We start from the raw sequence: 24,424 nt of genomic DNA, 5'->3' as shown, positions 1-24,424 counted from the left end.
CCCAGGATCGCATAGGAAAACCGAGACGCTCAGCGATCCGCCCATCGTGCGGCGGCCCAGGGGCATCGGGCCGCCGTGGCGGCCTACCAGAGCATGCGGGAGGCCGAGGCGTCCCGGCAGACCGCCGAACTCGAGTGCCGGTGCGCGATGCTCCGCCGGGTCCTGGCCGACGGGATCGCCCTGCCGCCGCTGCATCCGGCGCAGCTCCGGGCCGCGGCGCCGATGGTGCCGTTCGATCCGGGGGCGCTGGCGCATCCGGTGCTCATGCCCGATCCCGGCCGCTATCAGGTGCCACCACTGTCGGGGGTGCAGTCGTTGCGACCGGCCGCGCGGCGTGAACACGCCGACCTGGTCGCCCGGGCCCGGGACCGGTATGAACACGACTGGCGTACCGCACAGGCGGCCGAAGCGGAGCGCCTTCGGCAGGTGGCGGATCTGCACCAGCGGCATCAGGCCTGGTTGTCAGCAGTGCGGGAGCAGACCGAGCAGCGCAACGCCTGGGTGGATGCCCTCCCCCAGCGTCTGCGGGCCGGCGAGACCGACGCCGTCGGTGAGTACTTCACCGCGGTGCTGTCGATCGGGGCGGGCTGGCCGGCGGAGTTCCCCCGCGGGGTGGTGGCCGAGTGGGACGGCGACACCCGGCAGTTGATCGTCGAGTGGCAGCTGCCGGGTTTCGAGACGGTTCCGGAGGCGACGCGGATCCGGTACGTCAAGAGCAGCGACGAGTACAAGCCGATCGCGATGCCGGTCGGTCAGCGGGCCGGGCTCTATCGGGAGGCGCTCTGCCAGAGCGCCCTGCGGGTGATCGCCGAGGTGTTCCGGGTCGATCATCTCGGGCAGGTGGCGTCGGTCGTGTTCAACGGCTACGTGATCGCCGGTGATCCGGCCACCGGCCAGGACACCGAACGTTTCCTGATCACCACGATGGTCCGGCGGGAGGATCTCGACGGGGTACGGCTGGGCGAGGTCGACGCGGTCGCCTGTCTGCGTCACCTCCGGGCCCAGGTGTCCGCCCGGCCGGAACGGCTCGACCAGGTACGGCCCGGCCGCCGGGTCCGCCCCGGCACCGACCCGGCCGGTCCGGACCCCGACGGCGGTCCCGACCTCCACGAGATGGCCCCGGAACGCTTCGAGCACCTGGTGGGAGACCTGTTCCGCAGCCGCGGCCTGCAGGTGGTGAACACGGCCGGAAGCGGCGACGGCGGTGTCGACGTCGAGGCCCGGGATCCCGACCCGATCACCGGCGGGCTGATCGTGATCCAGGTCAAGCGATACCGGGCGACGGTCGCGCCCAGTGTCGTCCGGGATTTGTACGGCGTGGTCCAGCACCGGGGCGCCATCAAAGGCATCCTCGTCACCACGTCCGGGTTCGGTCCCGGCACCTACGAGTTCGCCGAGGGCAAACCGCTGACGCTGATCAACGGCACCGAGCTGGCGGATCTCCTGGCCCGGGCCGGGATCGCTCAGTAGAGGGTGATCACCAGGTCGAGGCTCCGGGTGGACAGGTCTCGGCAGTGGTCGGCCCAGGAGCGTAGGTCGCGCAGGTTGTCGTCGAAGGTGTCGCCGGACTCGTGGACCTTGTAGATGCCCTGGTCGTGCATGTCGGTGACGGAATATGCCCGGCGTGCGCCGTCCACGTCCAGGGCGTCGATCAGGTCGGCCGCCTCGGCCAGCTGGGTGGCTGTCGAGCAGCGCCAGCGGATGCCCTGGCCGCTGGTGGCGTGGGTGGCGAAGACCTCCACACCCATGATCGCCCGGTACGCCGGGGTCCGCTCGCGTTGCTCCCACGTCTGCGCTGCCCGGTAGGCGGCCGGGTCCAGCAGGTACTCGGCCTGTTCGTGGTTGCGGCTGGAGAACCAGCGGGGTGTCCAGCGGGTGCCGGGCGGCACCACGGCCAGCAGGTCCCGGCTGATCTGCGGCAGGTCCTCGCCCGGCCACGGCCTGGTGAACGGGGGCTGCTCGTCGGCGATCGCCCACAGGGCCGGGTCGGCGCGGATGGCCCGGACCGGTGCCGCGTCGAGCGGCAGCGTGATGCAGGTGAAGTCGAGCCCCATGCCAAAGCAGCGTAACGGTGAACCCTTGGTGACTACTTGATGGCCGTGGGTAAGGTGAGCGGTCCACGATGGACATCGACAACGGGGAGATTCTCTTGGTACCAGTCCGAAGGTACGGCTACCTGCTGCTCGCCGGTCTGACCGCGGCCACCGCCGGGGTCGTGCTGCCCGCCGGGCCCGCGTCGGCGGCGGTCGGCGTGACCGGCACCCGGACCATCGCTCCGGGGCTGACCCTGAGCACGGTCACCGGGACCGGATCGGCGCTGCCCGTCCAGGTCTTCGAGGCGGATCTGAGCACGCCCACGCTCGGGGTGAAATACCTGTCCGGGACGACCGTCAGCCGCAGCACCCAGACCGTGCAGGCGATGGCGACCGGTGGCGGGGCGGTGGCCGCGGTCAACGGTGACTTCTGGGATCCGGTCGAGGACGGCACCGCGGCACCGAACGGCACGGCCATCAGCAACGGGACGCTGCGCAGCGGACGGGCGGCCACCGCCGGATACAACGGGGTGGCCGCGTTCACCCCCAGCGGCGCGGGGACTCTCGCCGCGTACACCCAGCTGTATCTGAAGGCCACCGTGACGCCCGCCGGTGGCACCGCGTTCACCGCCGACCAGCTGAACTCGCCGCTGCTGATCGCCGACGGTGTCGGGGTCTACTCCGAGTTGTGGGGCAGCGCCCCGCGGAGCTCCGCCACCCGCAACGCCACCCGGGTCCGCGAGGTGGTCGTCAGCCAGGGCCGGGTGACCGCGGTCAACACCACCGCCGGTGGCGCCGTCGCGGCCGGTTCGGTGGCGCTCGTCGGCACCGGCGCCGGGGTCGACCGGCTCGCCGGGCTCACCGTCGGCACCGCGGTCACCGTCGACTACCGGCCCGTCGACGCCGCCGGGCAACCGACCGCCGCCACCGTCGCCGTCGGCGCCCACCCCAGCTGGATCCTGGTGGAGAACGGAACCACCAGGACCTTCACCGACACCACGACCCGGCCGCGTACGGCGATCGGGTTCTCCGCCGACGGCACCCGGATCTGGGTGCTGGCCGCCAACGGTGACGGGGAGCGCGGCATGACGTTCGCGCAGACCGCGCAGACCCTCAAGGAGCTGGGCGCGGACGACGCGATCAGTCTCGACGGCGGTGGCTCGACCCGGATGGTCGCCCGCCTGCCCGGGGCCACGGCGGTGTCGGCGGTCGGCGGGACCACGACGGCGGAGCGCCCGGTCCCGAACGGCCTGAGCCTGACCTCGACCGCACGGTCCACCGACTGCTCGCCGAGCGCCTCGATCTTCGCCGTGGCGCCGGACGGGAAGATGTACCTGTACGGCCTGCACGACCCGTCCACCACCAGCACCACCTGGGAGTACGTGAACGACAAGAACGCGATCGGGGCCGGCTGGAACCAGTTCGGCAAGGTGCTCGGCGGCCCCGGCGGCCGGGTCTACGGCATCAAGGCCGACGGCCTGCACCAGTACGTCTGGGGTGGCCTGACCGACCGCTGGACCTACCCCGTGCGCTCGCTCGGCACCCAGTTCAGCGAGTACGCGCTACCCGGCTCCCGCGACAAGATCACCGTGGACCGGCAGGGCGACTTCTACCGCGTCGACAGCGCCGGCAACCTGATCTGGTCGCGCCTGAACGAACAGAACTGGACCTGGTCGATCGAGCAGACCATCGCCACCGGCTGGGACAAGTATGACAAGGTGCTCGCCGCCGACGCCGGGGTGCTGTACTCCCGGGCCGCCGCCGACGGCCGGCTGTACCGCTCGCACTTCGACACCACCAGCCGTACCTGGGTGACGAAGGAGGTCTGGGCCGGCGCCGGCTGGGACCAGTTCGGCAGCGGCGTGTTCTCGGCCGGCGGCAACACCCTGTTCGGGATTCCGGCCTCCGGTGACCTGCTGCAGTACCGGCACCGGGAATGGAACAGCGCGTGGGCGATCTCCGGCCGCGACATCGGTGACGGCTGGGACGATTTCGCCGACGTCGCCGCCTCGCCGGACGCCTGCCGGCTGACCGCCGCCGTCTACCGGCCCTGACCGGCCCCGGGCGCATTCGGCGGCATGTGCTGCGACACAGCCGGGAATGCGCCCGGGTCTCCGGGCGGTTGGGTGGGGCGTGCGAAAGAAGATCGGGTTCCTGTCCTTCGGCCACTGGCGTGACGTGAACGGGTCGCAGACCCGGAGCGCCTCCGACTCGCTGCTGCAGACGATCGAGCTGGCGGTGGCCGCCGAAGAGCTGGGCGTCGACAGCGCGAACGTCCGGGTGCACCACTTCGAGCGCCAGCTGGCCTCCCCGTTCCCGCTGCTCGCGGCGATCGCGGCCCGCACCGGGCGGATCGAGATGGGCACCGGCGTGATCGACATGCGCTACGAGAACCCGCTGTACATGGCCGAGGAGGCCGCCGCCACCGACCTGATCAGCGGTGGGCGGCTGCAGCTGGGCGTGAGCCGGGGATCCCCGGAGACCGCGCTGCGCGGCGCCGAGACGTTCGGTTACGTGCCCACCGAGGGCGAGACCGCCGCCGACAACGCCAGGACCAAGACCGAGATCTTCCTTCAGGCCATTTCCGGTACGCCGGTGGCCCGCACCGATCCGGCCCGCACCGGCGGGGTCAGTGGCGGCCTGGCGATCCAGCCCCAGTCCCCCGGTCTGCGGCAGCGCATCTGGTGGGGCGCCGGCACCCGGGCGACCGCCGAATGGGCTGCCCGGACCGGCATGAACCTGCAGAGTTCGACGCTGCTGTCCGAGGACACCGGGGTTCCGTTCGACCGGCTGCAGGCCGAGCAGATCGAGCTGTACCGGCAGGCGTTCAAGGAAGCCGGCCACGACTGGGAGCCGCGGGTGTCGGTGTCGCGCAGCGTGCTGCCGATCACCGAGGAGATCGACCGGATCTACTTCGGCCGGGAGGACGACCAGGACCAGGTCGGGCTGCTCGAAGGCGTGCGCTCCCGGTTCGGCCGCACCTACTCCGGTGACCCGGAACGGATCGCCGAGGAGCTGGCCGCCGACGAGGCCGTCCGATCCGCCGACACGGTCCTGTTCACGGTGCCGAACCAGCTCGGCGTCGAGTACAACACCCGCCTGCTGGAGACGATCACCAAGCACGTGGCTCCGGCCATCGGCTGGTCCGCGGCCTGATCAGCCCCTTCTCCCCGCGCCCTTCTTCCCGGCGGAGCTGATCAACTCCGCGGACAGTGGGCCGGCCAGCACCGGGAAACCGAACTCGGTCGTGCCGGCCCGCACCGCGAGGACGTGCACGTCCTGGTAGCGGTCGTGCGGGTACGCGGTCAGCTCGCCGACCCGGGCCCGGGGCAGGATCGTGCGGGCCAGGGACAGGTCGTCGCCGCCGGGGGTGAACCAGTCCCGGCGGTGGATGATCTGGATCTCCCGGTCGTCGGCGACCGTGATCGAGGCGTGCAGGACGATCGGCCAGATCCGGCGGTAGAGCCGTTCGGCCGTGGCTACCGGCGTGACCGTCCGGCGTACCGAAACGTTGAGAAGTTGCAGTTGGGGTTCCTGCTCGACCAGGTGACGATAATCGGTCAGCAGGCCGGTGTCCTCGCGGTCCAGGCGGGGCTCGATCCGGTACGGGTCCGGAATCGGCGGCTCCACCCGCTGCGGGAGATAACCCTGGCGCAGCAGCCGGATCAGGTTGCGGATCGGGCCGGCCGCCGAACCGTTGTAGCTGACGGTGACCGCGGTACCGTCCGTCGCATGCACGGTCAGGACGCCGTTGAGCAGGCGCACACTGTCCTGGATCGCCATCACCCGGTCGAGCGGCAGACGGACCGTCTCGTACGTGTCGCCGACCCGGCTCAGCACGGTCAGGGTCTCCGCGTCGAGGGCGATCAGGTAGTCGTACAGATGCATGGCGGCGTTGGCGTTGCGCCGTTCGATGTCGCGGGGAACCTTCAGCACCAGGCGGTGGGCGGCCGGATCGAGTCCCGCGTCGCGGTAGAGCCGGGGCAGGTCGCCGACGGTGTGAACCTCGTCGATCCAGGGCCCGAACGCATCGAACTCCTCGGTGGTGTGCACGATGTCAGTATCGGCCCCACCGGATCTTGGACCAGCATCGGGAGGGGCCGGTGGCGGCACATGGCGGCCGCCACCGGATCGCTCCGCCGGGCTCAGCGGAAGAAACCGCTGCGCGGTGGGATGAAACCGGGCGCCCAGTACGGCGCGTAACCGTAGTGCCCGTACAGCCGGGCCATCTGCTCGTCCCGGTCGAGGAGCTCCGGGTCGTAGGCGGGCGCGTCGGCCACCTGGACCCGGGTCCGGTCCAGGCTGACGTCAGTTTCGGTCACCTCCTCGACCGCCTCGGCCGGGATGAAAAGCGGGGTCGCCCCGACGCCGAACAGGCCGCCGTGCTCGACCTGCAGCAGGCGCACCTGCCGTTCCTGGGCGTCGACCAGCAGCTCGGCGATCCTGCCGATCTCGTTGCGGTCCCGGTCCAGGACCTTGCGCCCGCGGATGTCCTGCCCCGGGTCGGCCAGCATCTGACCGCTGTCGCCCAGCCTCATCAGGGTTCCGGATGCCACGTCCATGGCTCGTCTCCTTCCTCCGGCCGCCAGGCCGGAATGGGTTACGGACGGCCAACGCTAGGCGGCCCGTCCGGCGGGGACACCACAGTTCGTTGTCGGTCTCGTGACGTCGGGCCGGCCGGGGATGTCGTACCCGGGCGGCATGATGGGCCCGTGTCTGACGTCTTCGGTGACCTGGGATCCGTTCGCGCTCCGTCCGGTGTGCTCGTGCTCGCCATGGCGGGCGGGATCGACTACTGGCCGGACCTGGGCGCGTCCCTGTCCGCACGCGCCGGCGCGGTCGCGGCGGCCGGTGGCGGGCATCTTCGGGACGGGCTCTGCGAGGCGGTCGCGGTTGCCGTCGCCGATGATCGGCCCTTGCCGGTACGGGCGAGCACCTCGCCGTCGCCGTTCGACGAGGAGCCGGCGGTGGCGGTCCTGGAGATCGGCCTCGGGCTGCCGTGGCCCGCTGATCGGGATCGGTCGGCGCCGGTCCGGCTCGGGGATCTGCCCGTCGACCCGTGCGGCACGGTGATCGGCGACGCGATGGCGCTGGACCGGTGGACCGGGCTGGAGGGCGAGTCCGATGACGGTCTCGCCGACGTCACCTACTGGGGGCGGTACGAGGAGGACGCCTACGCGCTGTTCGGTGGCGAGCGGGTTCCGTGGATCGGCGTCGACGGGATCCACGGGTGGCTCGACCTGCCGGTGGCCGAGGCTGAAGCGCGGGCGGCGGAACTCAGCGCCTGGTGCGAGAGGGTGCACGGCCGGGGGCTGATGGTCGCGGTCGACGAGCACACCGACTTCCACCGGTTCCAGCGGGCCGGGTTTCAGCATCCGCTGCGGGTCGGTGCGATCGAGGTGGGCGGGTGCCCGGTGCTCGGGATCGGCTGGGATCCGGGCGACTACGCAATGCGGCACGACGGTGGACGGGAGCACGGCCGGGTCTATCCGGTGACCCTGGCAGCCGGGGACAGCGGCGAGACGCTGCTGCGATGGACAATCCCGCCCGCGTGACGGGCCTCAGTGGACTTTACGCTGCGCCGATGGAATATCGGGCCAACGTGGCGGTCGGGCAGGGCTCTGCTCGATCAACTGGACGGCCTCCGCCGGCTGTCGACGTGGCCGGACATGCCTCGCGGTAGGATGCACCTGGATCCGGGGGCCCGGCGTGCGACGGTCTGGTCGACCGAGCGGGTCCTCGGGCTGGAGGAGCGGTTCGCCGGGCACTGGCCGGGATGGAGTCTCGACTTCTGTCAGGACCGGTTCGTGGAGCAGGAACTGCGGTTCGGGGCGGCCTTCCGCTTCCCCGGCCCGGCGGCCGGCGCCGGACCGCACGCCGCTGCCCTGGCCGAGCGGGCGATGGAGCATTGGGCTCGGGGGACGGTGGAGTACAGCGGCATCCGGCCGGTGCCGCGCCGCGGTTACGACCCGCTGTACGGTACGGGCGATGCCGGGCTGACCGTCGCCGAGCTGCAGCGGCTCGTCGATCTGCTGCTGGAGCCCGGTCAGGAGCGGTGCGTCGACGTCGCGGAGTATGCCCATGAGATGCGCGAGATCCGCGAATGAGGAACCGGTGACCATCGCATCCGGCCCGGCGGTCGCCGGGTGGTCCGGGGTGGCGCGGACCTCGCGTGGGACTGACAGCGCGGGCTGGTGCGGTTGTGGTGCCGATTGGCGTACTGCCGCATTGGTTTGATCTTCGGGGTCAGCGGTTCAGGTAGGCGGCCAGGCCGCCGAGTTCCTCGCTGGCGATGAAGATCGAGCGGACGTTGATGATGGCCTCCTCGACGTGGGCGGGGCAGCCCCAGGCCGAGTCGCCCCACGAGTCGGCGACCTTGAGTTCGGCTGGGTTCGTGCAGCCCTTGGGGCCGCCGAGCAGGCATTTCTCCGGGTGTGGGGCGGCGGCCTGGGCGGCGGCCGCGGCGCGCATCCGGGCGGCGAGTTCGGCGGACTCGGCGGCGCGCTGTTCGGCGGCGGCGCGCAGCCGCTGTTCGGAGCGGACCGTCTTCGCCAGCTCGTCGTGGGCGGCCCGGGCGCGGGCCTCGGCGGCCTGCTGTGCCTGTTCGATGTGGTGGCGTTCGATGGCCAGGGCGGCGGTGCCGGCGAACAGGTGGGCCAGCGCCAGATCGGTGTCCCGCGGGACGCGCGGGGTCCGGTGGTACATGGCGAACGTGCCGAGCAGGGTGCCGTCGCGGGCCAGGACCGGCGTCGACCAGCAGGCGGCGAGACCGGCCCGGCCGGCCAGGTCGCGGAAGTCGGTCCAGAACGGGTCGGTGCCGATGTCGGTGACGATGACCGGCTCGCGGCGGTGCGCGGCGGTCCCGCAGGAGCCGACCCCCTCGCCGGTGGCGATGCCGTCGATGGCCTCGTTGTAGAAATCGGGCAGGCTGGGCGCGGCGCCGTGCCGCAGGTGCCGGCCGTCCGGGTCGGCGAGCAGCACCGAGACCAGCACGTCGTCGGGCGCGAGGCGTTCGATGCTGCGGGCCATGCCGTCGAGGACCTCGGTCAGGGGCGCCTGGCGGGCGATCTGCTCCAGCAGCGCCCGGTGCTCGGCGGTGAGCCGCTGGGCGTGTTTGACCTGGGTGGTCTCCACGCCGATCATCCGGATCCCGGTGATCGTGCCGTCGGCGTCGTGGTACGGCTCGTAGGTGAAGTCGAAGAACGCCTCCCGGGCGTCCGGGCCGGTGCCCAGCACCACCCGGGCGTCCCGGCCGGTGTAGGGCTCGCCGGTGCGGTAGACCCGGTCCAGCAGGTCGAGGAAGCCCTGGTCGGCCAGCTCGGGCATCAGGTCGGCGAGCGGGATCCCGGTGCGCTCGCGGTCGGCGCCCCCGATGGCGGCGAAGAACGCCGGGTTCGCCGCCCGCACGGTGTGCTCCGGCCCGCTCATCGCGGCGAAGACGGCGATCGACTGGCCGAACAGGGTGCGTTCGGCGTTCTCCGGTACCGCCGTCATGGTGTGGCCCCGCCCGTCGTCGATATTTGTCCAACAGCAAACAACTGGGTCAGCGTACGCGATCGGCTCTTAGCGAGTTCTTAGGGTTACCTAAGAGTCAGGAAACATCCGGAACCTAGCGTGATCACGGAGTTTGACCACTTTCAACCCGAGGAGTTCCCCTTGTCCTCATCCCGTGTCACCCAGGTCACCTGGCCGATGTTCCGGGTCGTCGTCGGCCTGCTGTTCGCCAGCCACGGCCTGGCCAGCCTGTTCGGACTGTTCGGCGGCGGCGCCGGCGGTGGAGCGGTCCCGGTCGGCGCCTGGCCCGGCTGGTACGCCGCGGTCATCCAGCTGGCCAGCGGCATCCTCGTCCTGCTCGGGCTGCTCACCCGCCCGGCGGCGATCCTGGCGTCCGGCTCGATGGCGTACGCCTACTTCGTGGTGCACCAGCCCGACGGCCTGCTCCCGGTCGAGAACGGCGGTGTCAGCGCCGCCCTGTACGCCTGGACGTTCCTGCTGATCGCGGCGTTCGGCGCCGGCCACTTCTCCCTGGACGCGCTGATCGGCAGGCGCCGCGAGCCGGCCGCGGCAGCGGTCTGACATCGGGCGCTGGGGGCGACCGGCAGGCGTCGCCCCCAGCGCATCGGCGCTGCGGCCCGGCCGGCGATCCGCAGCTGATCGACGGATTCCACTCGCGACGAACGGGCGATGAAAGGGGACCGGGCAATGGATACCTTCAGCAAGATCATTTCCACATGGGGGTCCATTGTCCAGCGAGAACACCAAGCGTCCCTGGTCGCATCCGGTTTCGAACAACGTGCTTCTGGCGGCCGTGGTCGTGGGGGCGCTCGGGTCGGCCGCCGGGGCGCCGCCGATCGCGATCGTGTTGTGGGGCTGGGCGTTCTTCGCCTGGCGCAAGCGCAAGAAGGAGGAGCAGGCGGCTCTCGGCGGCACCCCGGTCGTGGGCACACCGCTGGTTCCGGACGATCGGCAACCCTTCGCCGACGACGCCCGGTCGGCCTGGGCCTACCGGCGGTATCTCGGCGGGCTCGCGTCCGACCCGGTCTCACCGATCCTCGCCGACCGGATCCTGGCCACGCTACAACCCGGTGACCATGTCGAACTCATGGTGGACGCCGTCACCGGCCCCGGCTGGCAGATCGATCCGATCCTGAAGAAGACCCGGCCGGCCGGCGGTGGTGACATCGCACTGCGAACCCTGCGCGGATGGATCGTCGCCGACCGCAAGACGGCCCGGATCACCGTGGCGCCCGGTCCGCTGGCCACCGGCCGGGCGGTCCGGACGTCCGACCAGACCACCTGGCCGGTGAGCGGGCTGGCCATGGAGCTCGTGGCGCCCGGTCGACCCAAGTTCACCCTCAAGGTCTTCCTCGACCGTCTGGACACCACCGGCCTCGACATCCTGGAGGACGGCGCCGCGGCTCACATCAGGCGGCTGCCGGAGACCCCCGAGGTGCCGTCGCCACCCGATCCCGAGACGATGACGAACTTCGCCCCGGTGCTGCCGACCGGAATGCCGACGGACTGGAAGGCCGCGGAGGAGATCGCCCGGGCCCACATGAGCGAGATCGGGTTCCCGGACGCCCGGCTCACCGGCGCCGGACGGGACGGCGGCATCGACGTGATCTCCGAGCTGGGGGTGGCCCAGGTCAAGATGCAGGCCCAGCCGGTCAGCTCCGGACCGGTCCAGCAGCTGCGCGGCAGCCGGCCCGATGTGGTGCATCATCTGTTCTACTCGACCTCCGGATACACCGGCGACGCGCGGAAGGCGGCCGACCGGAGCCAGGTCGGGCTCTTCACCATCGCCCCGTCCGGCGCGGTCTCGCCCGTGAACGCCATGGCACGAGGGCTGGTCCGCACCGGCGGCCTCCGGTCCGGCGTACCGCTGGAAGGTCCTGATCTGCAGGAATGGGCCCAGGAACTGTGTGACCGGGTCATGACGGCGATCAACTCGACCGACGCCAAGCGGGCCGCGCATCAGGAACGGTATCCGGGGCAGTGGAAGCGGGTGGCCGGATATCAGCTGCAGGCTCTGAAGAACCTGGAAGCCGCACCGGACACCTTCGACTCGACGAGGGCGGCGGTCATCTTCTACCACCACAACGAACTACTCGCCGCCGTGTACTTCCGTGAGCTGGGGATTGCCTATCCCGGTGGAGCCGGTGACAAGGTTCCGGACGCTCTGGAGGACTTCTACGGCTGACGCCCACGGCCGCGGTTCGGCGGTGTCGTCGGCGTGCGCGCCACATCTCCTTGACTCGGACAAGAGTTGTCCGAGTACAGTTGCGGACAAGAGTTGTCCGAGTCAAGGAGAGGGCTCATGCGTATCGTCGTCGTCGGAGGAACCGGGCTCATCGGTTCGCAGGTGGTCGAGATCCTCGGTGCCCGGGGGCATGACGTCGTGGCCGCCGCCCCCGCGACCGGGGTCGACACCATCACCGGTCAGGGTGTCGCCGCGTCGCTGGCCGGGGCGGACGCGGTGGTCGACGTGACCAACCGGATGGCCTTCGAGCCGGCCGCCGTCATGGACTTCTTCACCACCTCCACCACCACCCTGCTCACCGCCGGCCGGGAAGCCGGGGTGCGCCATCACGTGGTGCTGTCGATCGTCGGCACCGACCGGCTCTCGCACCCGGGTTACCTGGACGCCAAGGCCGCGCAGGAACGACTGGTCGCCCGGTCCGGCATCCCCTTCACCATCGTGCGGGCCACCCAGTTCTTCGAGTTCCTCGCGACCATCGGCGCCGGCCTGGCCGAGGGCGACAGTGTGGTGCTCCCCGCCGCCGATCTGCAGCCGATCGCCGCCGCGGAGGTCGCCGCGGTGCTGGCCGACGTCGTCACCGCCACCCCGGTCGACGGCGCCGTCGAGATCGCCGGGCCCGAGCGCGCGTCGTTCGCCGAGTTCGTCGGCCCGGCGCTGGCGGCACAGGGTGACCACCGCCCGGTCCGGGAGGACGCCGGAGTCGGCTACTTCGGTGTGCCGATCGTGCGCGACTCGCTGGTCCCGGTCGGCGACGCCCGCATCGCCCGGACCAGCTTCCGGCACTGGTCCACCGCCCAAGTTTCCTGATCCCACCCTGGAGTCGGCATGACCACACACGTTCGCCCCGGAATTCCGGATCGTTAGGCTCACCCGGTGAAGATGTCCGGAGGCGTCGAGTGGGCGCTGCACTGCTGCACCCTGTTGAGCAGGGCTTCCGAGCCGGTTCCGGCGGCCAAGCTCGCCGAGTTCCACGACGTCTCCCCCACCTATCTCGCCAAGCAGCTCCAGGCGTTGTCCCGGGCCGGGCTGGTGCGCTCGACCCAGGGCAACTCCGGTGGGTACACGCTGACCCGGGACGCGGCGCGGATCACCGTGCTGGACGTCGTCGAAGCCGTCGACGGCGCACTGCCGGCGTTCCGGTGCACCGAGGTGCGGCAGCGGGGCCCGCTGGCGACACCGGCACAGGACTGCACGGCACCGTGCCCGATCGCGCGGGTGATGGACTCCGCCGACCGGGCCTGGCGCGACTCGCTGCGCACGGTCACCATCGCCGACCTGGTCGCCGACGCCGACCGCGACCTGACCCCGGGCACCCTGCGGCGTGCTCAGGAGTGGCTCCGGGCCTGACCACCGGATCAGCGGGCCTTGCGGTAGTCGCGGGGCGAGGTGCCGGTGACACGTTTGAAGGCGTTGCTCAGCGCGCTCTCCGACCCGTAGCCGACGTCCCGGGCGATGGCCGCCACGGTGTCCTCGCCCCGGCGCAGCCGCCCGGCGGCCAGTTCGATGCGCCAGCCGGTCAGGTATTCCAGCGGCCCGCGCCCGACCACGGCCCGGAACCGGGCGGCCAGCAGCGACCGGGACACCGACGCTTCCCGGGCCAGCTCGGCCACCGTCCACGGGTCGGCCGGGCGGGCGTGCATCACCCGCAGCGCCACGCCCACCACCGGATCGGACAGCCCGGCCAGCCATCCGGTACGGGCCGGCGCCCGGTCGAGGTGCAGCCGCAGGATGTGGATCAGCATCACCATGGCCAGGTGTTCGGCGACCAGCCCGGAGCCCACCGGCCGGTCCCGGGTCTCGGCGTCGATCAGGTCCAGCGCCCAGCCCAGGGTGGCGGCCGCCGCACTGCCGCCAGGCACGTGCACCACCGGCGGCAACGTGTCGAGCAACAGTTCCCGGGCCCGATCGCCGAAATCGAAACGGCCGCCGATGACGTACGTGTCAGCACCCTCCCCCACCCGGGCGACCCCGTCGGCAGCCGCCGCGAAGTACGGCCCGGCCGGCTCCGGCGCCACATCGGCCGCACTGGCCATCGTGAACGGCCGCGGCTCGACGAGCAGGAAACAGTCGCCGGGCCCGAGCGCGATCGGCTCCACCCCGTCCACCACGAGCAGGCAGTGGCCGCGGCGGACCGCGTTGAACTTGACCGTGTCCGGTGCCTCGAACGACAGCGCCCACGCCCCGCCGGCCAGCAGCCCGGCGGACAGGCGGCTGGACGCGCCGACCAGCGCGAGCACGTCCTCGAGCGGATCCGTCTGGACTCTCACGCAACTATCCTGGAGCAGAGATCATAGGCAGTCCAGTCTCGGGTTCCTACCGTGGAGACATGACACTCACCGCCACCGAAGTCCTGACCGGTATCGACCTGACCGGCCGCCGCATGATCGTCACCGGCGGCACCTCCGGGATCGGCCTGGAGACCGCCCGTGCCCTGTCCGCGGCCGGCGCCGACGTCACCGTCACCGCCCGCCGGCCGCTGCACCTGGCGGGCCTGCGGGTGGTCACCCTCGACCTGACCGACCTGGACGCGGTCCGCGCGTTCACCACCGGCTGGGACGGCCCGCTGCACGCCCTGGTCGCCAACGCCGGGGTGATGGCGATCCCGGAGCGCCGGCTCAGCCCGGCCGGCTGGGAACTCCAGCTCGCCACCAACTTCCTCGGCCACTTCGCCCTGGCCACCGGCCTGCACACCCACCTGCGGGCAGCCGGTGACGCCCGGGTCGCAATCGTCAGCTCCGGCGCCCAGCTGCGCTCCGGCGTCGACTTCGAGGACATCAACTTCCAGCGGCGGCCGTACGATCCATGGACCGCCTACGCCCAGTCCAAGGCCGCCGGGGTGCTGCTAGCCGTGGAGATCGCGAAACGGTGGGCGCCGGACGGGGTGGTCGCCAACGCCGCCAACCCCGGCCGCATCCACACCAACCTGCAACGCCACGTGGACGCCGCGACGATGCGCGCGATGGGCGCCATGGACGAGTCCGGCAACCTGCTGCACCCGGCCGGTTTCAAGACCCCGCAGCAGGGCGCCGCCCCCGCGACGATGCTGGCCGCCGCCCCCGTCCCCGGCAACGTGACCGGCCGCTACTTCGAGGAGGACCGGCACGAGGCCACCGTGGTCCCCGGCGGCCCGGACGCCGAGTCCGGCGTCGCGTCCTGGTCGATGGACCCGGCCGCCGCCACCCGCCTGTGGGACCTCGCCGAGCGCGCGATCGGATGAACTAGATTCGTGCCGCACCACCGACCCGCGCGGCCGCACCGCCGCTGGAAAGGAACCACCATGCAGACCACCCGGCTCACCGACCTGGCCGACCGGCTGCTGGCCGAGGCCCGCACCGCACACAGTGGCCGCAGTTCACACACTCTCTTCGGCCACCACGACCACCACCTGCGGCAGACCGTCATCGCCCTGGCCGCCGGCCAGAGCCTCGCCGAGCACAACAGCCCCGCCGAGGCCACCCTCCAGGTGCTGACCGGCCGGGTCACCCTGCGGACCGCGGCCGACAGCTGGACCGGAACCACCGGCGACCACCTGGTCATCTCCCGCGACCGCCACGATCTGCTGGCCGAGGAGGACTCCGCCGTACTGCTCACGGTCCTCGTCCCCGGAGATTGAGGCGCGGCGTGGTGGCGCGGGCCGTCCACTGTCACATCCGGCCCGGCCACGGCGTCCTGTGCACATGAGCATGTCGATCAAACGGTTCTCGGCCGCGTTCCTGGCCCTGGTGGCGGCAGTCGTCGGGTTCTGGGCCGGGTTCTTCCCGCTGTCGTTCCACGAGCATTTCCCGATCCCGGGCTGGGGCTGGGTCGCCAATCTGGGCCCGTACAACGAGCACCTGGTCCGCGACTACGGACTCTCCAACCTGGCCCTGCTGGTGTTCACCGTGTGGGCGTTCCGTAAACCCACCGAGGAGTCCCTGCGGGTACTCGGCGGCGGCTGGCTGGTCTACTCCAGCTTCCATTTCCTCTGGCACATGTTCCACCTGGCCGCGTTCCCGACCTGGAGCCGCATCGGCGCGGTGCTCTCCCTGGCCCTGATCGTCGTCTTCTCGATCCTGCCGATGATCCCGGAGAAACGGCATTCATGACGGCTTCGCCGTCACCGTCAGTCGCCGCGGGCTCCTCGATCGGCCGGGGCACGGTCGGTCAGCTCGCGGTAGGCCCGCAAGACCGCTTCGGTGCGTTCGGCCAGCTCGGAGGCGGCGTCGGGGACGGCTGCCGGAGGCGGCGACGCGAGGCGTGTCAGCACTTCGTCCGCCTCCCGGGCCAGCGCACCGATCCTCTCGTCGTGAATCAACTGCTCGCCGGTCACCGCGACGGCGTTCAGCGTGGCCAGACGGCGGGTCAGTTCGTCGTCCACATCGACCAGCGCCTCGGTCGCCTTGGCCAACCGTGGTGCCAGTTCCGGGGCGCCGGCGTGCTCGGCCAGTTCATCGTGTAGTTCCCGGAGTTCCTGTCGCCGTTCCAGGACCCCGGCGATGTCGAACAGGGCCTGAGCGAGCTGCCGTTTCGCGGTCGGCACGTCGATGAGGTCGCCGAGCGCCGGCCAGGTCTCCGAGGTTCGCCGGCACAGGTCGATGGCGTCCGAGAAGACCATGCGGTCCTGATCCTCGACGAGCACATGGTGTTCGGCGCGGTCGGTGCCGAGGTGGGGTGCCTCGATCACGCCAGGTTTACGCCGCCAGCCGAGCACCGCGAGGGTCACACCGGCAGCGACGGCGAGCGCGGGGAGAACGTCGTTCGAGGACACCAGACCGATCAGGTTGGAGGCGATGAAGATGCCGATGACGGCTCGCAGGATGTACAGGAAGCCCACCCACGGCCCGCGCCGGACGCCCTGGTCGGCGGGGGTGAGTTCAAGGACATCACCCCAGCTGTACGAGTACCCGCTCCCGCCGGCGATCTTGAGCGGAAGGCGGGAGACGATGACCATCCGGTCGTCATGAGCGACATAGAGCGACGGCATCGTTCCATAGAACCGGATCGCTCCGAAATCCTGATCCGCTGAATGCCCGGGCCCGGTGATCCGGGCATTCAGCGGGTGGTCAGCCGAGCGTCAGGTCGAGGGTCTTGTCGCCGGTTGCCGGGATGTCCACGGTGGTCGCTGAGGCCTGGTCGGTGGCTCCGTCGTACCAGCCTGTGGTGGCGGGCTGGTCGTCGGAGTGTACCGACCAGCTGATCTTGACCTGCTGGTCGCCGATCACCGGCATCCGGTAGGCACCGTCCGGGCCGGCGCTGTAGCTGTCGAACTCAGCCATCTGGTCACCGGTCACCGCGTTGACCGCGGTGAGGCGCCAGCCCCGCCCCGGCGGGCCGTCGGCCAGCGTGACCTTGCCGGTCAGCGCCGCGCCCTTGGTCAGCGCGATGTCGTGGGTGGCGGTACCGCCCGCGGTGACCGGGATGTGCACCGCCTGGAAGCGGTCGCCGACGTTGCCGGACCACTGCCGCGGGTGATCGGCTGCGGTCACCGACAGCGGCCAGGCGTACGGCCCCAGCTTGCCGATCGTGTACCGGCCCCGCGCGTCGGTGCTGACGCTGTTCGACGAGCCGGCCCCCATGCTCCAGGCCGTGAACGACACGTCGGCGTCCTCGATGGCCGCGCCGTCCGCCCCGGTCACCACACCGGTGATCGATCCGGCCCGGTCGAGGCGGGCCGCCGGTGCCGTGACCGTGGCGCCGGCCACGACGACGATCCGGGCGGCCGCCCGCTGGTCGCCGGTGCCGCCGGTCGCGCCCACCCACTGGTTGCCGTACGTGCCGGGGGCGAACGCGAACGCCTCGTAGGTGCCCGGTGCCAGGGTGCCGCCGGTCAGCCGCCCCTGGGAGTTGGTGCAGTCCCCGGCACCGTCGGGCAGGCCGCCGCTGCCGAGGGACTCCAGAACGAAGCAGGTGTCCCGCAATGCCCGCCCGGTCGCCGCGTCCACGGAGCTGAAGGACACCTTGCCCCCGGTGGCCAGCCGGACCGTGGTGGTGACCGTCCGGCCGGCGGTGAGGGTGACCGTCGAGTCGTTACGCAGGTGGTAGCCGGTGGACTCGGGCACGACCGCCAGGCCGAGCCGTCCGGCGGGCAGGTCGGCGACGGTCGCGGTGCCGTTGGTCGTGCACTGTTCCGCGCCTTCGATCTGCGCGCAGAACCGGGACACCGCGGCGCCGGTGGCCGCGTCCACGGCTGTGACGGTCAGGGTCGCGCCGGGCAGCCAGGTGTCGTCGACGGTGACCGTGGCCCCACCGGCGACCGGGAACACCTGGGCGTCCTCGGACCTCGTCTTGCCGTACGCGTACTGGGTGCGGCTCCACGACGGGTTGTGGAACGACACCCGGTAGTCGCCGGGGTGCACGTCGGTCACCCGCCAGCTGCCGTCGGCGCCGGTCAGGTCGCCGTAGCCGTACTCGTCGTCGGTGGAGTTGACGAAGACCTGGAAGCCGGCCTGCGGGCGCCCGGCCGCGTCGACCAGCCGGCCCTGCACGCTCGCCGGGCCCACCACCGAGTCGTCGGCGACCACGGTCTGCCCCGCAGCCACCCGGTGGATCTCCGCCTTCGACAGGTCGGCGGCTCCGGGAACGAACTGCTCGGACCCGTTGGTCTCGGCCCGGAACGAGACGGCGTAGTCGCCGGGCAGCACGGTGAACTCGTAGCGGCCGTCCTCGTTCGTGCTGTTCCGGGCGATCGACTCGGTGCCACGGTAGAGGAAGACGTCGATGTAGGGCAGCCCGGTGCTGCCGTCCGCGGCGGTCAGGCGCCCACGGATCGTGCCGGTCGGCAGCAGCTGCTCGTCGACCTCGACGGTGCCGCCTTCGACGATCGTGACGGTGTCGGCGTCCTGTTCGGCGGTCTTGCGCGGCGCCCACTGCCGTGCCGACTCCGGCCCGAACCCGACGCGGTAGGTGCCGGTCCAGACGGTCAGCGCGTACCGTCCGTTCTCGTCGGTCCAGGTGCTCAGGTTGTCGCCGTGTTCGGTCTCGACGGCGTGCACCGGCAGGCCGTCGGCGACGGGTGCGCCGTCCGCGGCGGTGACCGCCCCGGCGATGGTGCCGGTGGGCAGCCCCCGCTCGTCGATGGTGACCGTCGCGCCGTCGGTCACCGTGTAGGTGGCGGCGTCCTCCTGAACCCGCTTGCCGGGTGCCCACTGGGTCAGCCCCGCGCGGTAGAACGACACCTTGACGTCACCGGCCGGCACCCCGGTCGCCTGGAACCGCCCGTCGTCGCCGCTCGACGCGTAGGTGAGCCAGCCACCGTCGTCGGCGGAGAAGATCTCCACCCACACCTCGCCCACCGGGGCGCCGCCGGCGTCGACGAAGACGCCGTCCACGGTGCCGGTCCCCGCGGCCGCGGCCGGTGCGGCGAGCCCGCCGGCCGCCAGCAGGCCGGCGAGGACCGCACCGCCGATACGTGTCACCCAGGATCTGATCAACGAACTCCCCCGTATCCGATCAAACGGTGCGGCCGCCACAGGCATCGACGGCCGTCACCGCATCACGGGAGAGCATAGATCAGGCCAACTATTTGATCTGGTCCTCGCGGTAGAAGCCGCTGGTGATCAGGGCCTCCTTGTAGTTGGCCTTGTTGACGATGCTGGTCTTGAGCATCATCGTCGGGACCACCTTGACGCCGTTGTCGTAGTCCTTGTCATTGTTCACCGGCGGCTGCTTGCCCTTGAGGATGGCGTCGGCCATCTCGGCGCTGCTCTTCGCCAGGTCCCGGAAGTCCTTGAAGATGGTCGAGTACTGCTCGCCGAGGACGATCGACTTGACCGAGGTCGTCTCGGCGTCCTGGCCGGTGATCACCGGGTACGGCTGCCCGTTCAGGCCGTAGCCGTCGCTGCGCAGCGCGGACACGATGCCGATCGAGAGCCCGTCGTACGGCGACAGCACCCCCTGCACCTTGCGCCCCGACTGATACGTGGAGGTCAGCAGGTTCTCCATCCGTTTCTGGGCGACCTCGGCCTGCCACCGCAGGATGGCGATCGTCTTGAAGTCGGTCTGCTTGCTCGGCACCACCAGAGTGCCGTTGTCCAGGTAGGGCTTGAGCACCGACATCGCACCCTCGTAGAAGAAGGTGGCGTTGTTGTCGTCCGGCGAACCGGCGAACAGCTCGACGTTGAACGGGCCCTTCGCGGTTCCCGGCGACCCGTCCTCCTTGAGCAGCTCGAGCCCGATCAGCAGGGAGGTCGCCTGCTGGACTCCGACCTTGTAGTTGTCGAACGTGGCGTACCAGCCGACGTTCGGGCTGTTGCGCAGGAGCCGGTCGTACGCGATGACCGGGATCTTCTTGTCCGCGGCCGCCTGCAGCTGGGTGGTCATCGAAGTGCCGTCGACCGGCGCGATGATCAACAGTTTGGCGCCCTTGGTGATCTGGCTCTCCACCTGGTTCACCTGGGTCGGGATGTCGTCCTCGGCGTACTGCAGATCGACCTGGTAGCCGAGCGCCTCGAGGGCCTTCTTGACGTTGTCGCCGTCGCCGATCCACCGCTGCGACGACCGGGTGGGCATGGTGACGCCGATCAGGTTGCCGCCGTCCGGCTGGTTCTGGTCCACAGTCTTCTCACTGGAGCCGCAGGCCGCCACGGACAACAGCAGCGTGGCGGCGAGGACTCCGGCATATCGCAATCGCATGGGCCGAACCTAGGATTCCCGGTGATGTTCGGGTTCGTCGTCGGGAACTGAACAACAAACACCGGACATCGACGGCTGACGGAGGTCACATGCCCCGGCAGGAGCGCCCGCTGGAATCGGAGGACACTCCCCTGCTCCGGTTCGCCGGCGATCTGCGACGGCTGCGCCAGCGGGCCGGCCGGCTGTCGTACCGGGAGCTGGGCAAGCGGACGAACTATTCGGCCGCCGCCCTGTCCGACGCGCTGTCCGGGCGGCGGCTGCCCAGTCTCGCCATCACCGGCGCGGTCGTCCGGGCGTGCGGCGGCGACATCGGCGAGTGGACCGAGCGGTGGCGCCACCTCGCCGGGACCAACCCCGGGATCAAGAGAGATTCGCTGCCGTACGTCGGTCTGGCCGCGTACCGGGTCGAGGACTCCGACCGGTTCTTCGGCCGGGAAGCGGTCACCGGGACCCTGGCGAGGCTGGTCGAGGAACGTCCCTTCGTCGGTGTCTTCGGTTCCTCCGGCGCCGGCAAGTCCTCGCTGCTGCAGGCCGGTCTGGTCGCCGGCAGCGACCGGACGCCGATTCTGATCACCCCGGGCACCGATCCGGTCACCGAGTTGGCGGTGTCCGTCGCGGCGCTCACCGACGAACCGGTCGATCACGTCCGCCGGGACCTGGCCGCCGGCACCGGGGCGTTACGGGCCCGGCTGGCGAGCACGGCGGCCGAGGTGCTGCTGGTGGTCGACCAGTTCGAGGAGGTGTTCACGCTCTGCGGCGACACCGACCGGCTGTGGCTGATCCGCTCGCTCACCGCCGCGGCCGGGCCGAGGACGAAGGTGGTGATCGGCGTCCGCGCGGACTTCTACGGCCACTGCGCCGGGTACCCGGAACTCGTCACCGCCCTGCACCGGGCCCAGGTGCTGGTCGGCCCGATGAGCACCGAGGAACTCCGGTCGGCGATCACCGAGCCGGCGGCCCACGCCGGAGCGACCCTGGAGACCGCGCTGGTGGCCCGGGTCATCTCGGACGTCACCGGGCAACCGGGCGCGCTGCCGCTGGTGTCGCACGCCCTGGCCGAGACGTGGCGGCGCCGCCGCGGCATGGTCATGACGCTGACCGGCTACCAGGACGTCGGTGGTCTCGAACACGCGCTGGCCCGGACCGCCGAACACACCTTCGAGCAGCTCACCCCCGAGGACCGCGAGGCGGTACGCCTGGTCTTCACCCGTCTGGTGGTGCTGGGCGACGGCACCGGGGACACCAAGCGCCGGGTCCGGCGTACCGACCTGCCGATCCCGGACGCGCTGCTGGAACGGCTGGCCGCGGCCCGGCTGGTCACCATCGACCGGCGCACCGTCGAACTGACCCACGAGGCTCTGCTGCGTGCCTGGCCACGGCTGGCCGGATGGCTCGCCCGGGACCGGGAGACCCTGCGCCGCCGGCACGAACTCGCCGAGGCCGCCGCCGTCTGGGAGGCCGACGACCACGATCCGGACACCCTGTACCGCGGGGCCCGGCTGGAGCAGGCGTCCGGGCTGCGGGACCTGCTCAATCCCCGCGAGCACGCCTTCCTCAGCGCCTCGCTGCGGGCCGACACCGTCCGGCGGGAGACCGACCGGCGCAACACCCGGCGCCAGCGCCGGCTGGCCGCCGGGCTGACCGCACTGGCCGTTCTGCTGGCCGGGACCGCGCTGGTGGCGTTCACCGCACAGCACCGGGCCGGGCAGAAACGCGACGAGGCGCTCTCGCTGCGGGCCGCCGGCACCGCCCGGGACATGATCGCCGGTCATCCGTACGACGCGGCCGTGCTGGCGCTGGCCGCCTACCGGCTGTCGCCCACCGGCGAGGCCCGGGACGTGCTGGTGCTGGCCCGGGCCGCCGCGGACTCGACCACGCTGGAACGCGGCTACCAGCAGCCGCCCGGCCGGTACGCGGCCACCCGCACCGACGAGACCGACGTGCTGCGGCTCTGGCGCCGGGCCGCCACCGGCTGGCGGGCGGCCGGTTCGATCGCCACCGGGGGCGGCTACTTCCGGACCGCGAGCCTCGACGAGAACCGTGCCGTCTACTGGCACGGCACCACCGGCTCCGACCTGTGGGACCTCACCGACCTGGGCCGGCCCCGCAGGATCGGGCTGCCGGCCGGGCTGGGGCTGATCCACAGCCTGGACGCGACGGGTTCCCTGGTGGCCGCGATCGGCGCCGACCGGACCGTGCGGCTGTGGCGGACCGGGAGCCCGGACTTCCGCACCCTGGCCGCGAAGGACGTCACCGGGGCGGCGGTGCTCGCCGACGGCTCCGGCATCGTCCTGAGCCGCCGGGAGGGTGACCAGGACGTCATCGAGTCCTGGACCGCGGACGGGCCGGTCGCCGTCCTCGCCCGGGTGCCGCACCCGGCGGTCGTGCAGGCCGGGCCGGGCGGGCTGATCGCCGTCACGTCCTACGCCGACGACATCACGGCGACGGTCCTGGACGTCGGCGACCCGCACGCCCCGCGGATCATCGGGTCCGCCGGTGGCCTGGACGAGACCGCGACCACCGCCTTCGATCCGGCCGGCCGGACGGTCGCCGTCGTCGACGGGGCCGAGGCCCGGATCTGGGACACCCGGGACGGCCGGCGACTGCTGGCGCTGCGCACCCAGGGCCTGCGCCTGACCACGCCCCGCCTCCAGGGCGCCCAGCTCCAGCTGCTGGACGTGAAGTCCGCCCTGTGGCGCATCGACGACGACCTGGACAGCGTCGTCGACCGGACCTGCACCGGCCCGCTGCACATCGACTGGAACCGGCAGTTCCCGGACACCACCCCGGTCCCGCTGTGCCCGCCCCGCCGGACCTAGCGGGCGGCGATGGCGGCGCCCAGGACGATCAGGCGCAGGGCCCGTTCGGCGGCGTCGCGCAGCAGCGGCTCGGCGTTGGCCACCGCGTACGCCATCGGCATCGGTGCCGGCGGCAGCGCGACCACCGTGTCGATGCCGATGTCCCGGACCGTCTCCGAGCCGTCGCGCAGCGAACCGGCCAGCGCCAGGACCGGGGTGCCGGTGCGCTGGGCGCGGCGGGCCACCTCGGCCGGGACCTTGCTCATCCGGGTCTGGCCGTCGATCGCGCCCTCCGCGGTGATCGCCAGGTCGGCGCGGGCCATCAGCGCGTCCAGGTCGAACCCGGCCAGGCCGCTGTCGAGCAGTGCGGTGAACCGGGGTTCCAGCCGGGCCCCGAGGACCGCGGCCAGCCCGGCGCCGAGCCCGCCGGAGGCGCCGGTGCCCGGCCCGGACCGCACGTCGAGCGCGCCCGGCCGGCCGTCCCGGTCCAGCAGTGCCGCCCACACGTCGAAAGCGTGCGCGAGCTGCTCGATCTGGTCCGGTGTCGCGCCCTTCTGAGCGGCGAAGACCCGGGCCACCCCGGCCGGCCCGCACAGCACGTTGTGCGGGTTGCAGGCCACCACGATCTCGGTGCCGGCCACGCCGGGGTGCAGGCCGCTCAGGTCGAGGCGGTCGGCGCGGGCCAGGGCGCCACCGCCGGGCGGCAGGTCACGGCCGTCGGCGTCGAGGATCCGGGCGCCGAGGGCCTGCAGCGCGCCCGCTCCGCCGTCGCTGGTGCCGGAGTCGCCGCAGCCGATCAGGATGCGCCGGGCGCCGTCGTCGAGGGCGGCCCGGATCAGCTCGCCGACCCCGTGGGTGGTGGTCCGGGTCGGGTCGCGGCGGTCGGCCGGGACCAGGCTCAGACCGGCCGCGCTGGCCATCTCGACGACCGCGGTGCCCCGGGCGGCGCCGCCGAGCCGGGCCCACGCGGCGGTGACCGGGTCACCGACCGGGCCGGTGACGGTGATCGGGACCAGGCTGCCGCCGGTGGCGTCGGCCAGGGCTTCGGCGGTGCCCTCCCCGCCGTCCGGCACCGGCACGGCGGTGATGTTGGCGCCGGGCAGGACCCGGCGCACCCCGGCGGCGATGGCCCGGGCGACCTGGGGTGCGGACAGACTCTCCTTGAAGCCGCTGGGTGCGATCAGAATGCGCTGCGGAACGATCATCGACATCGGGTGTGCTGC

The 24,424-nt window shown here is 71.8% G+C and carries 22 protein-coding genes; 13 read left to right on the top strand and 9 right to left on the bottom strand.

Going from position 1 to position 24,424, the window contains the following annotated elements; translation table 11 throughout:
- The first annotated feature begins 75 nt into the window (after positions 1–75).
- Positions 76–1,470 (top strand): restriction endonuclease, encoded by a 1,395-nt coding sequence (locus tag Aco03nite_RS46830; protein WP_203808592.1) that lies wholly within the window; start codon positions 76–78, stop codon positions 1,468–1,470.
- On the opposite strand, the gene Aco03nite_RS46825 is transcribed toward Aco03nite_RS46830, so the two are convergent.
- Positions 1,464–2,054: a DUF1877 family protein gene (locus Aco03nite_RS46825; protein WP_203808590.1), complete on the bottom strand. Its 591-nt coding sequence runs from the start codon at positions 2,052–2,054 to the stop codon at positions 1,464–1,466. The two genes, Aco03nite_RS46830 and Aco03nite_RS46825, sit on opposite strands and share 7 nt — an antisense overlap.
- Before the next feature lie 95 nt (positions 2,055–2,149).
- On the opposite strand from Aco03nite_RS46825, the gene Aco03nite_RS46820 reads away from it, so the two are divergent.
- Together Aco03nite_RS46820 and Aco03nite_RS46815 are read left to right on the top strand one after the other, a co-directional pair.
- Complete coding sequence (locus Aco03nite_RS46820) at positions 2,150–4,087, top strand: phosphodiester glycosidase family protein (protein ID WP_203808588.1); 1,938 nt, start codon at positions 2,150–2,152, stop codon at positions 4,085–4,087.
- A 79-nt stretch (positions 4,088–4,166) separates the two neighbouring features.
- Positions 4,167–5,189: an LLM class flavin-dependent oxidoreductase gene (locus Aco03nite_RS46815; RefSeq protein WP_203808586.1), complete on the top strand. Its 1,023-nt coding sequence runs from the start codon at positions 4,167–4,169 to the stop codon at positions 5,187–5,189.
- Here Aco03nite_RS46815 and Aco03nite_RS46810 read toward each other — a convergent pair whose 3' ends face one another.
- Together Aco03nite_RS46810 and Aco03nite_RS46805 are read right to left on the bottom strand one after the other, a co-directional pair.
- Complete coding sequence (locus Aco03nite_RS46810) at positions 5,190–6,086, bottom strand: hypothetical protein (RefSeq protein WP_203808584.1); 897 nt, start codon at positions 6,084–6,086, stop codon at positions 5,190–5,192.
- A gap of 92 nt (positions 6,087–6,178) precedes the next feature.
- Positions 6,179–6,595: a PRC-barrel domain-containing protein gene (locus Aco03nite_RS46805; RefSeq protein WP_203808582.1), complete on the bottom strand. Its 417-nt coding sequence runs from the start codon at positions 6,593–6,595 to the stop codon at positions 6,179–6,181.
- A 150-nt stretch (positions 6,596–6,745) separates the two neighbouring features.
- On the opposite strand from Aco03nite_RS46805, the gene Aco03nite_RS46800 reads away from it, so the two are divergent.
- Positions 6,746–7,588 (top strand): hypothetical protein, encoded by an 843-nt coding sequence (locus Aco03nite_RS46800; RefSeq protein WP_203808580.1) that lies wholly within the window; start codon positions 6,746–6,748, stop codon positions 7,586–7,588.
- Between the two features lie 114 nt (positions 7,589–7,702).
- Positions 7,703–8,140, top strand: coding sequence for a hypothetical protein (locus Aco03nite_RS46795; protein ID WP_203808578.1), 438 nt, complete (start codon positions 7,703–7,705; stop codon positions 8,138–8,140).
- Between the two features lie 139 nt (positions 8,141–8,279).
- Here the strand turns inward: Aco03nite_RS46795 and Aco03nite_RS46790 are convergent, their stop codons facing one another.
- A complete protein-coding gene (locus tag Aco03nite_RS46790) occupies positions 8,280–9,527 on the bottom strand; it encodes a GAF domain-containing protein (protein ID WP_203808576.1) in 1,248 nt (415 codons plus the stop codon).
- A gap of 198 nt (positions 9,528–9,725) precedes the next feature.
- On the opposite strand from Aco03nite_RS46790, the gene Aco03nite_RS46785 reads away from it, so the two are divergent.
- From Aco03nite_RS46785 to Aco03nite_RS46770, 4 genes are all read left to right on the top strand, one after another.
- Complete coding sequence (locus tag Aco03nite_RS46785) at positions 9,726–10,109, top strand: DoxX family protein (protein ID WP_203808601.1); 384 nt, start codon at positions 9,726–9,728, stop codon at positions 10,107–10,109.
- A 166-nt stretch (positions 10,110–10,275) separates the two neighbouring features.
- Positions 10,276–11,733: a restriction endonuclease gene (locus Aco03nite_RS46780; protein WP_203808574.1), complete on the top strand. Its 1,458-nt coding sequence runs from the start codon at positions 10,276–10,278 to the stop codon at positions 11,731–11,733.
- Positions 11,734–11,850: 117 nt separating this feature from the next.
- Positions 11,851–12,600: an SDR family oxidoreductase gene (locus tag Aco03nite_RS46775; protein WP_203808572.1), complete on the top strand. Its 750-nt coding sequence runs from the start codon at positions 11,851–11,853 to the stop codon at positions 12,598–12,600.
- Positions 12,601–12,672: 72 nt separating this feature from the next.
- Positions 12,673–13,140 carry an RrF2 family transcriptional regulator gene (locus tag Aco03nite_RS46770; RefSeq protein ID WP_203808600.1) on the top strand — a complete coding sequence of 156 codons (468 nt, stop codon included), beginning with the start codon at positions 12,673–12,675 and terminating at the stop codon, positions 13,138–13,140.
- Positions 13,141–13,148: 8 nt separating this feature from the next.
- Here Aco03nite_RS46770 and Aco03nite_RS46765 read toward each other — a convergent pair whose 3' ends face one another.
- Positions 13,149–14,060, bottom strand: coding sequence for an AraC family transcriptional regulator (locus tag Aco03nite_RS46765; protein ID WP_203808570.1), 912 nt, complete (start codon positions 14,058–14,060; stop codon positions 13,149–13,151).
- A 59-nt stretch (positions 14,061–14,119) separates the two neighbouring features.
- Between Aco03nite_RS46765 and Aco03nite_RS46760 the strand changes: the two genes are divergently transcribed.
- The 3 genes from Aco03nite_RS46760 (at position 14,120) to Aco03nite_RS46750 (ending at position 15,878) form a co-directional block, all read left to right on the top strand.
- Positions 14,120–15,010 (top strand): SDR family NAD(P)-dependent oxidoreductase, encoded by an 891-nt coding sequence (locus Aco03nite_RS46760; protein ID WP_203808568.1) that lies wholly within the window; start codon positions 14,120–14,122, stop codon positions 15,008–15,010.
- A 60-nt stretch (positions 15,011–15,070) separates the two neighbouring features.
- Complete coding sequence (locus Aco03nite_RS46755) at positions 15,071–15,406, top strand: cupin domain-containing protein (RefSeq protein WP_203808566.1); 336 nt, start codon at positions 15,071–15,073, stop codon at positions 15,404–15,406.
- Positions 15,407–15,470: 64 nt separating this feature from the next.
- Positions 15,471–15,878, top strand: a complete 408-nt coding sequence (locus Aco03nite_RS46750) for a hypothetical protein (protein WP_203808564.1) — start codon at positions 15,471–15,473, stop codon at positions 15,876–15,878.
- Between the two features lie 17 nt (positions 15,879–15,895).
- On the opposite strand, the gene Aco03nite_RS46745 is transcribed toward Aco03nite_RS46750, so the two are convergent.
- The 3 genes from Aco03nite_RS46745 to chvE all read right to left on the bottom strand — a co-directional run bounded on the left by Aco03nite_RS46745 (position 15,896) and on the right by chvE (position 20,403).
- The gene (locus Aco03nite_RS46745) at positions 15,896–16,756 is read right to left on the bottom strand and encodes a hypothetical protein (RefSeq protein WP_203808562.1); all 861 of its coding nucleotides are present in this window, start codon (positions 16,754–16,756) and stop codon (positions 15,896–15,898) included.
- Between the two features lie 79 nt (positions 16,757–16,835).
- Positions 16,836–19,187: a carboxypeptidase regulatory-like domain-containing protein gene (locus Aco03nite_RS46740; RefSeq protein ID WP_203808560.1), complete on the bottom strand. Its 2,352-nt coding sequence runs from the start codon at positions 19,185–19,187 to the stop codon at positions 16,836–16,838.
- 103 nt (positions 19,188–19,290) lie between these two features.
- Complete coding sequence (gene chvE, locus Aco03nite_RS46735) at positions 19,291–20,403, bottom strand: multiple monosaccharide ABC transporter substrate-binding protein (RefSeq protein ID WP_203808558.1); 1,113 nt, start codon at positions 20,401–20,403, stop codon at positions 19,291–19,293.
- 89 nt (positions 20,404–20,492) lie between these two features.
- On the opposite strand from chvE, the gene Aco03nite_RS46730 reads away from it, so the two are divergent.
- On the top strand, positions 20,493–23,222 hold the full coding sequence (locus Aco03nite_RS46730) for an nSTAND1 domain-containing NTPase (RefSeq protein ID WP_203808556.1): 2,730 nt from the start codon (positions 20,493–20,495) through the stop codon (positions 23,220–23,222).
- Here the strand turns inward: Aco03nite_RS46730 and Aco03nite_RS46725 are convergent.
- Positions 23,219–24,412: a glycerate kinase family protein gene (locus Aco03nite_RS46725; RefSeq protein ID WP_203808554.1), complete on the bottom strand. Its 1,194-nt coding sequence runs from the start codon at positions 24,410–24,412 to the stop codon at positions 23,219–23,221. The two genes, Aco03nite_RS46730 and Aco03nite_RS46725, sit on opposite strands and share 4 nt — an antisense overlap.
- Positions 24,413–24,424 lie beyond the last annotated feature (12 nt).

The organism is Actinoplanes couchii, assembly GCF_016862075.1.
Lineage (GTDB): Bacteria > Actinomycetota > Actinomycetes > Mycobacteriales > Micromonosporaceae > Actinoplanes > Actinoplanes couchii.
The sequence above is the reverse complement of the archived record's forward strand: the minus strand, read 5'-3'. Positions and strand labels throughout refer to the sequence as shown.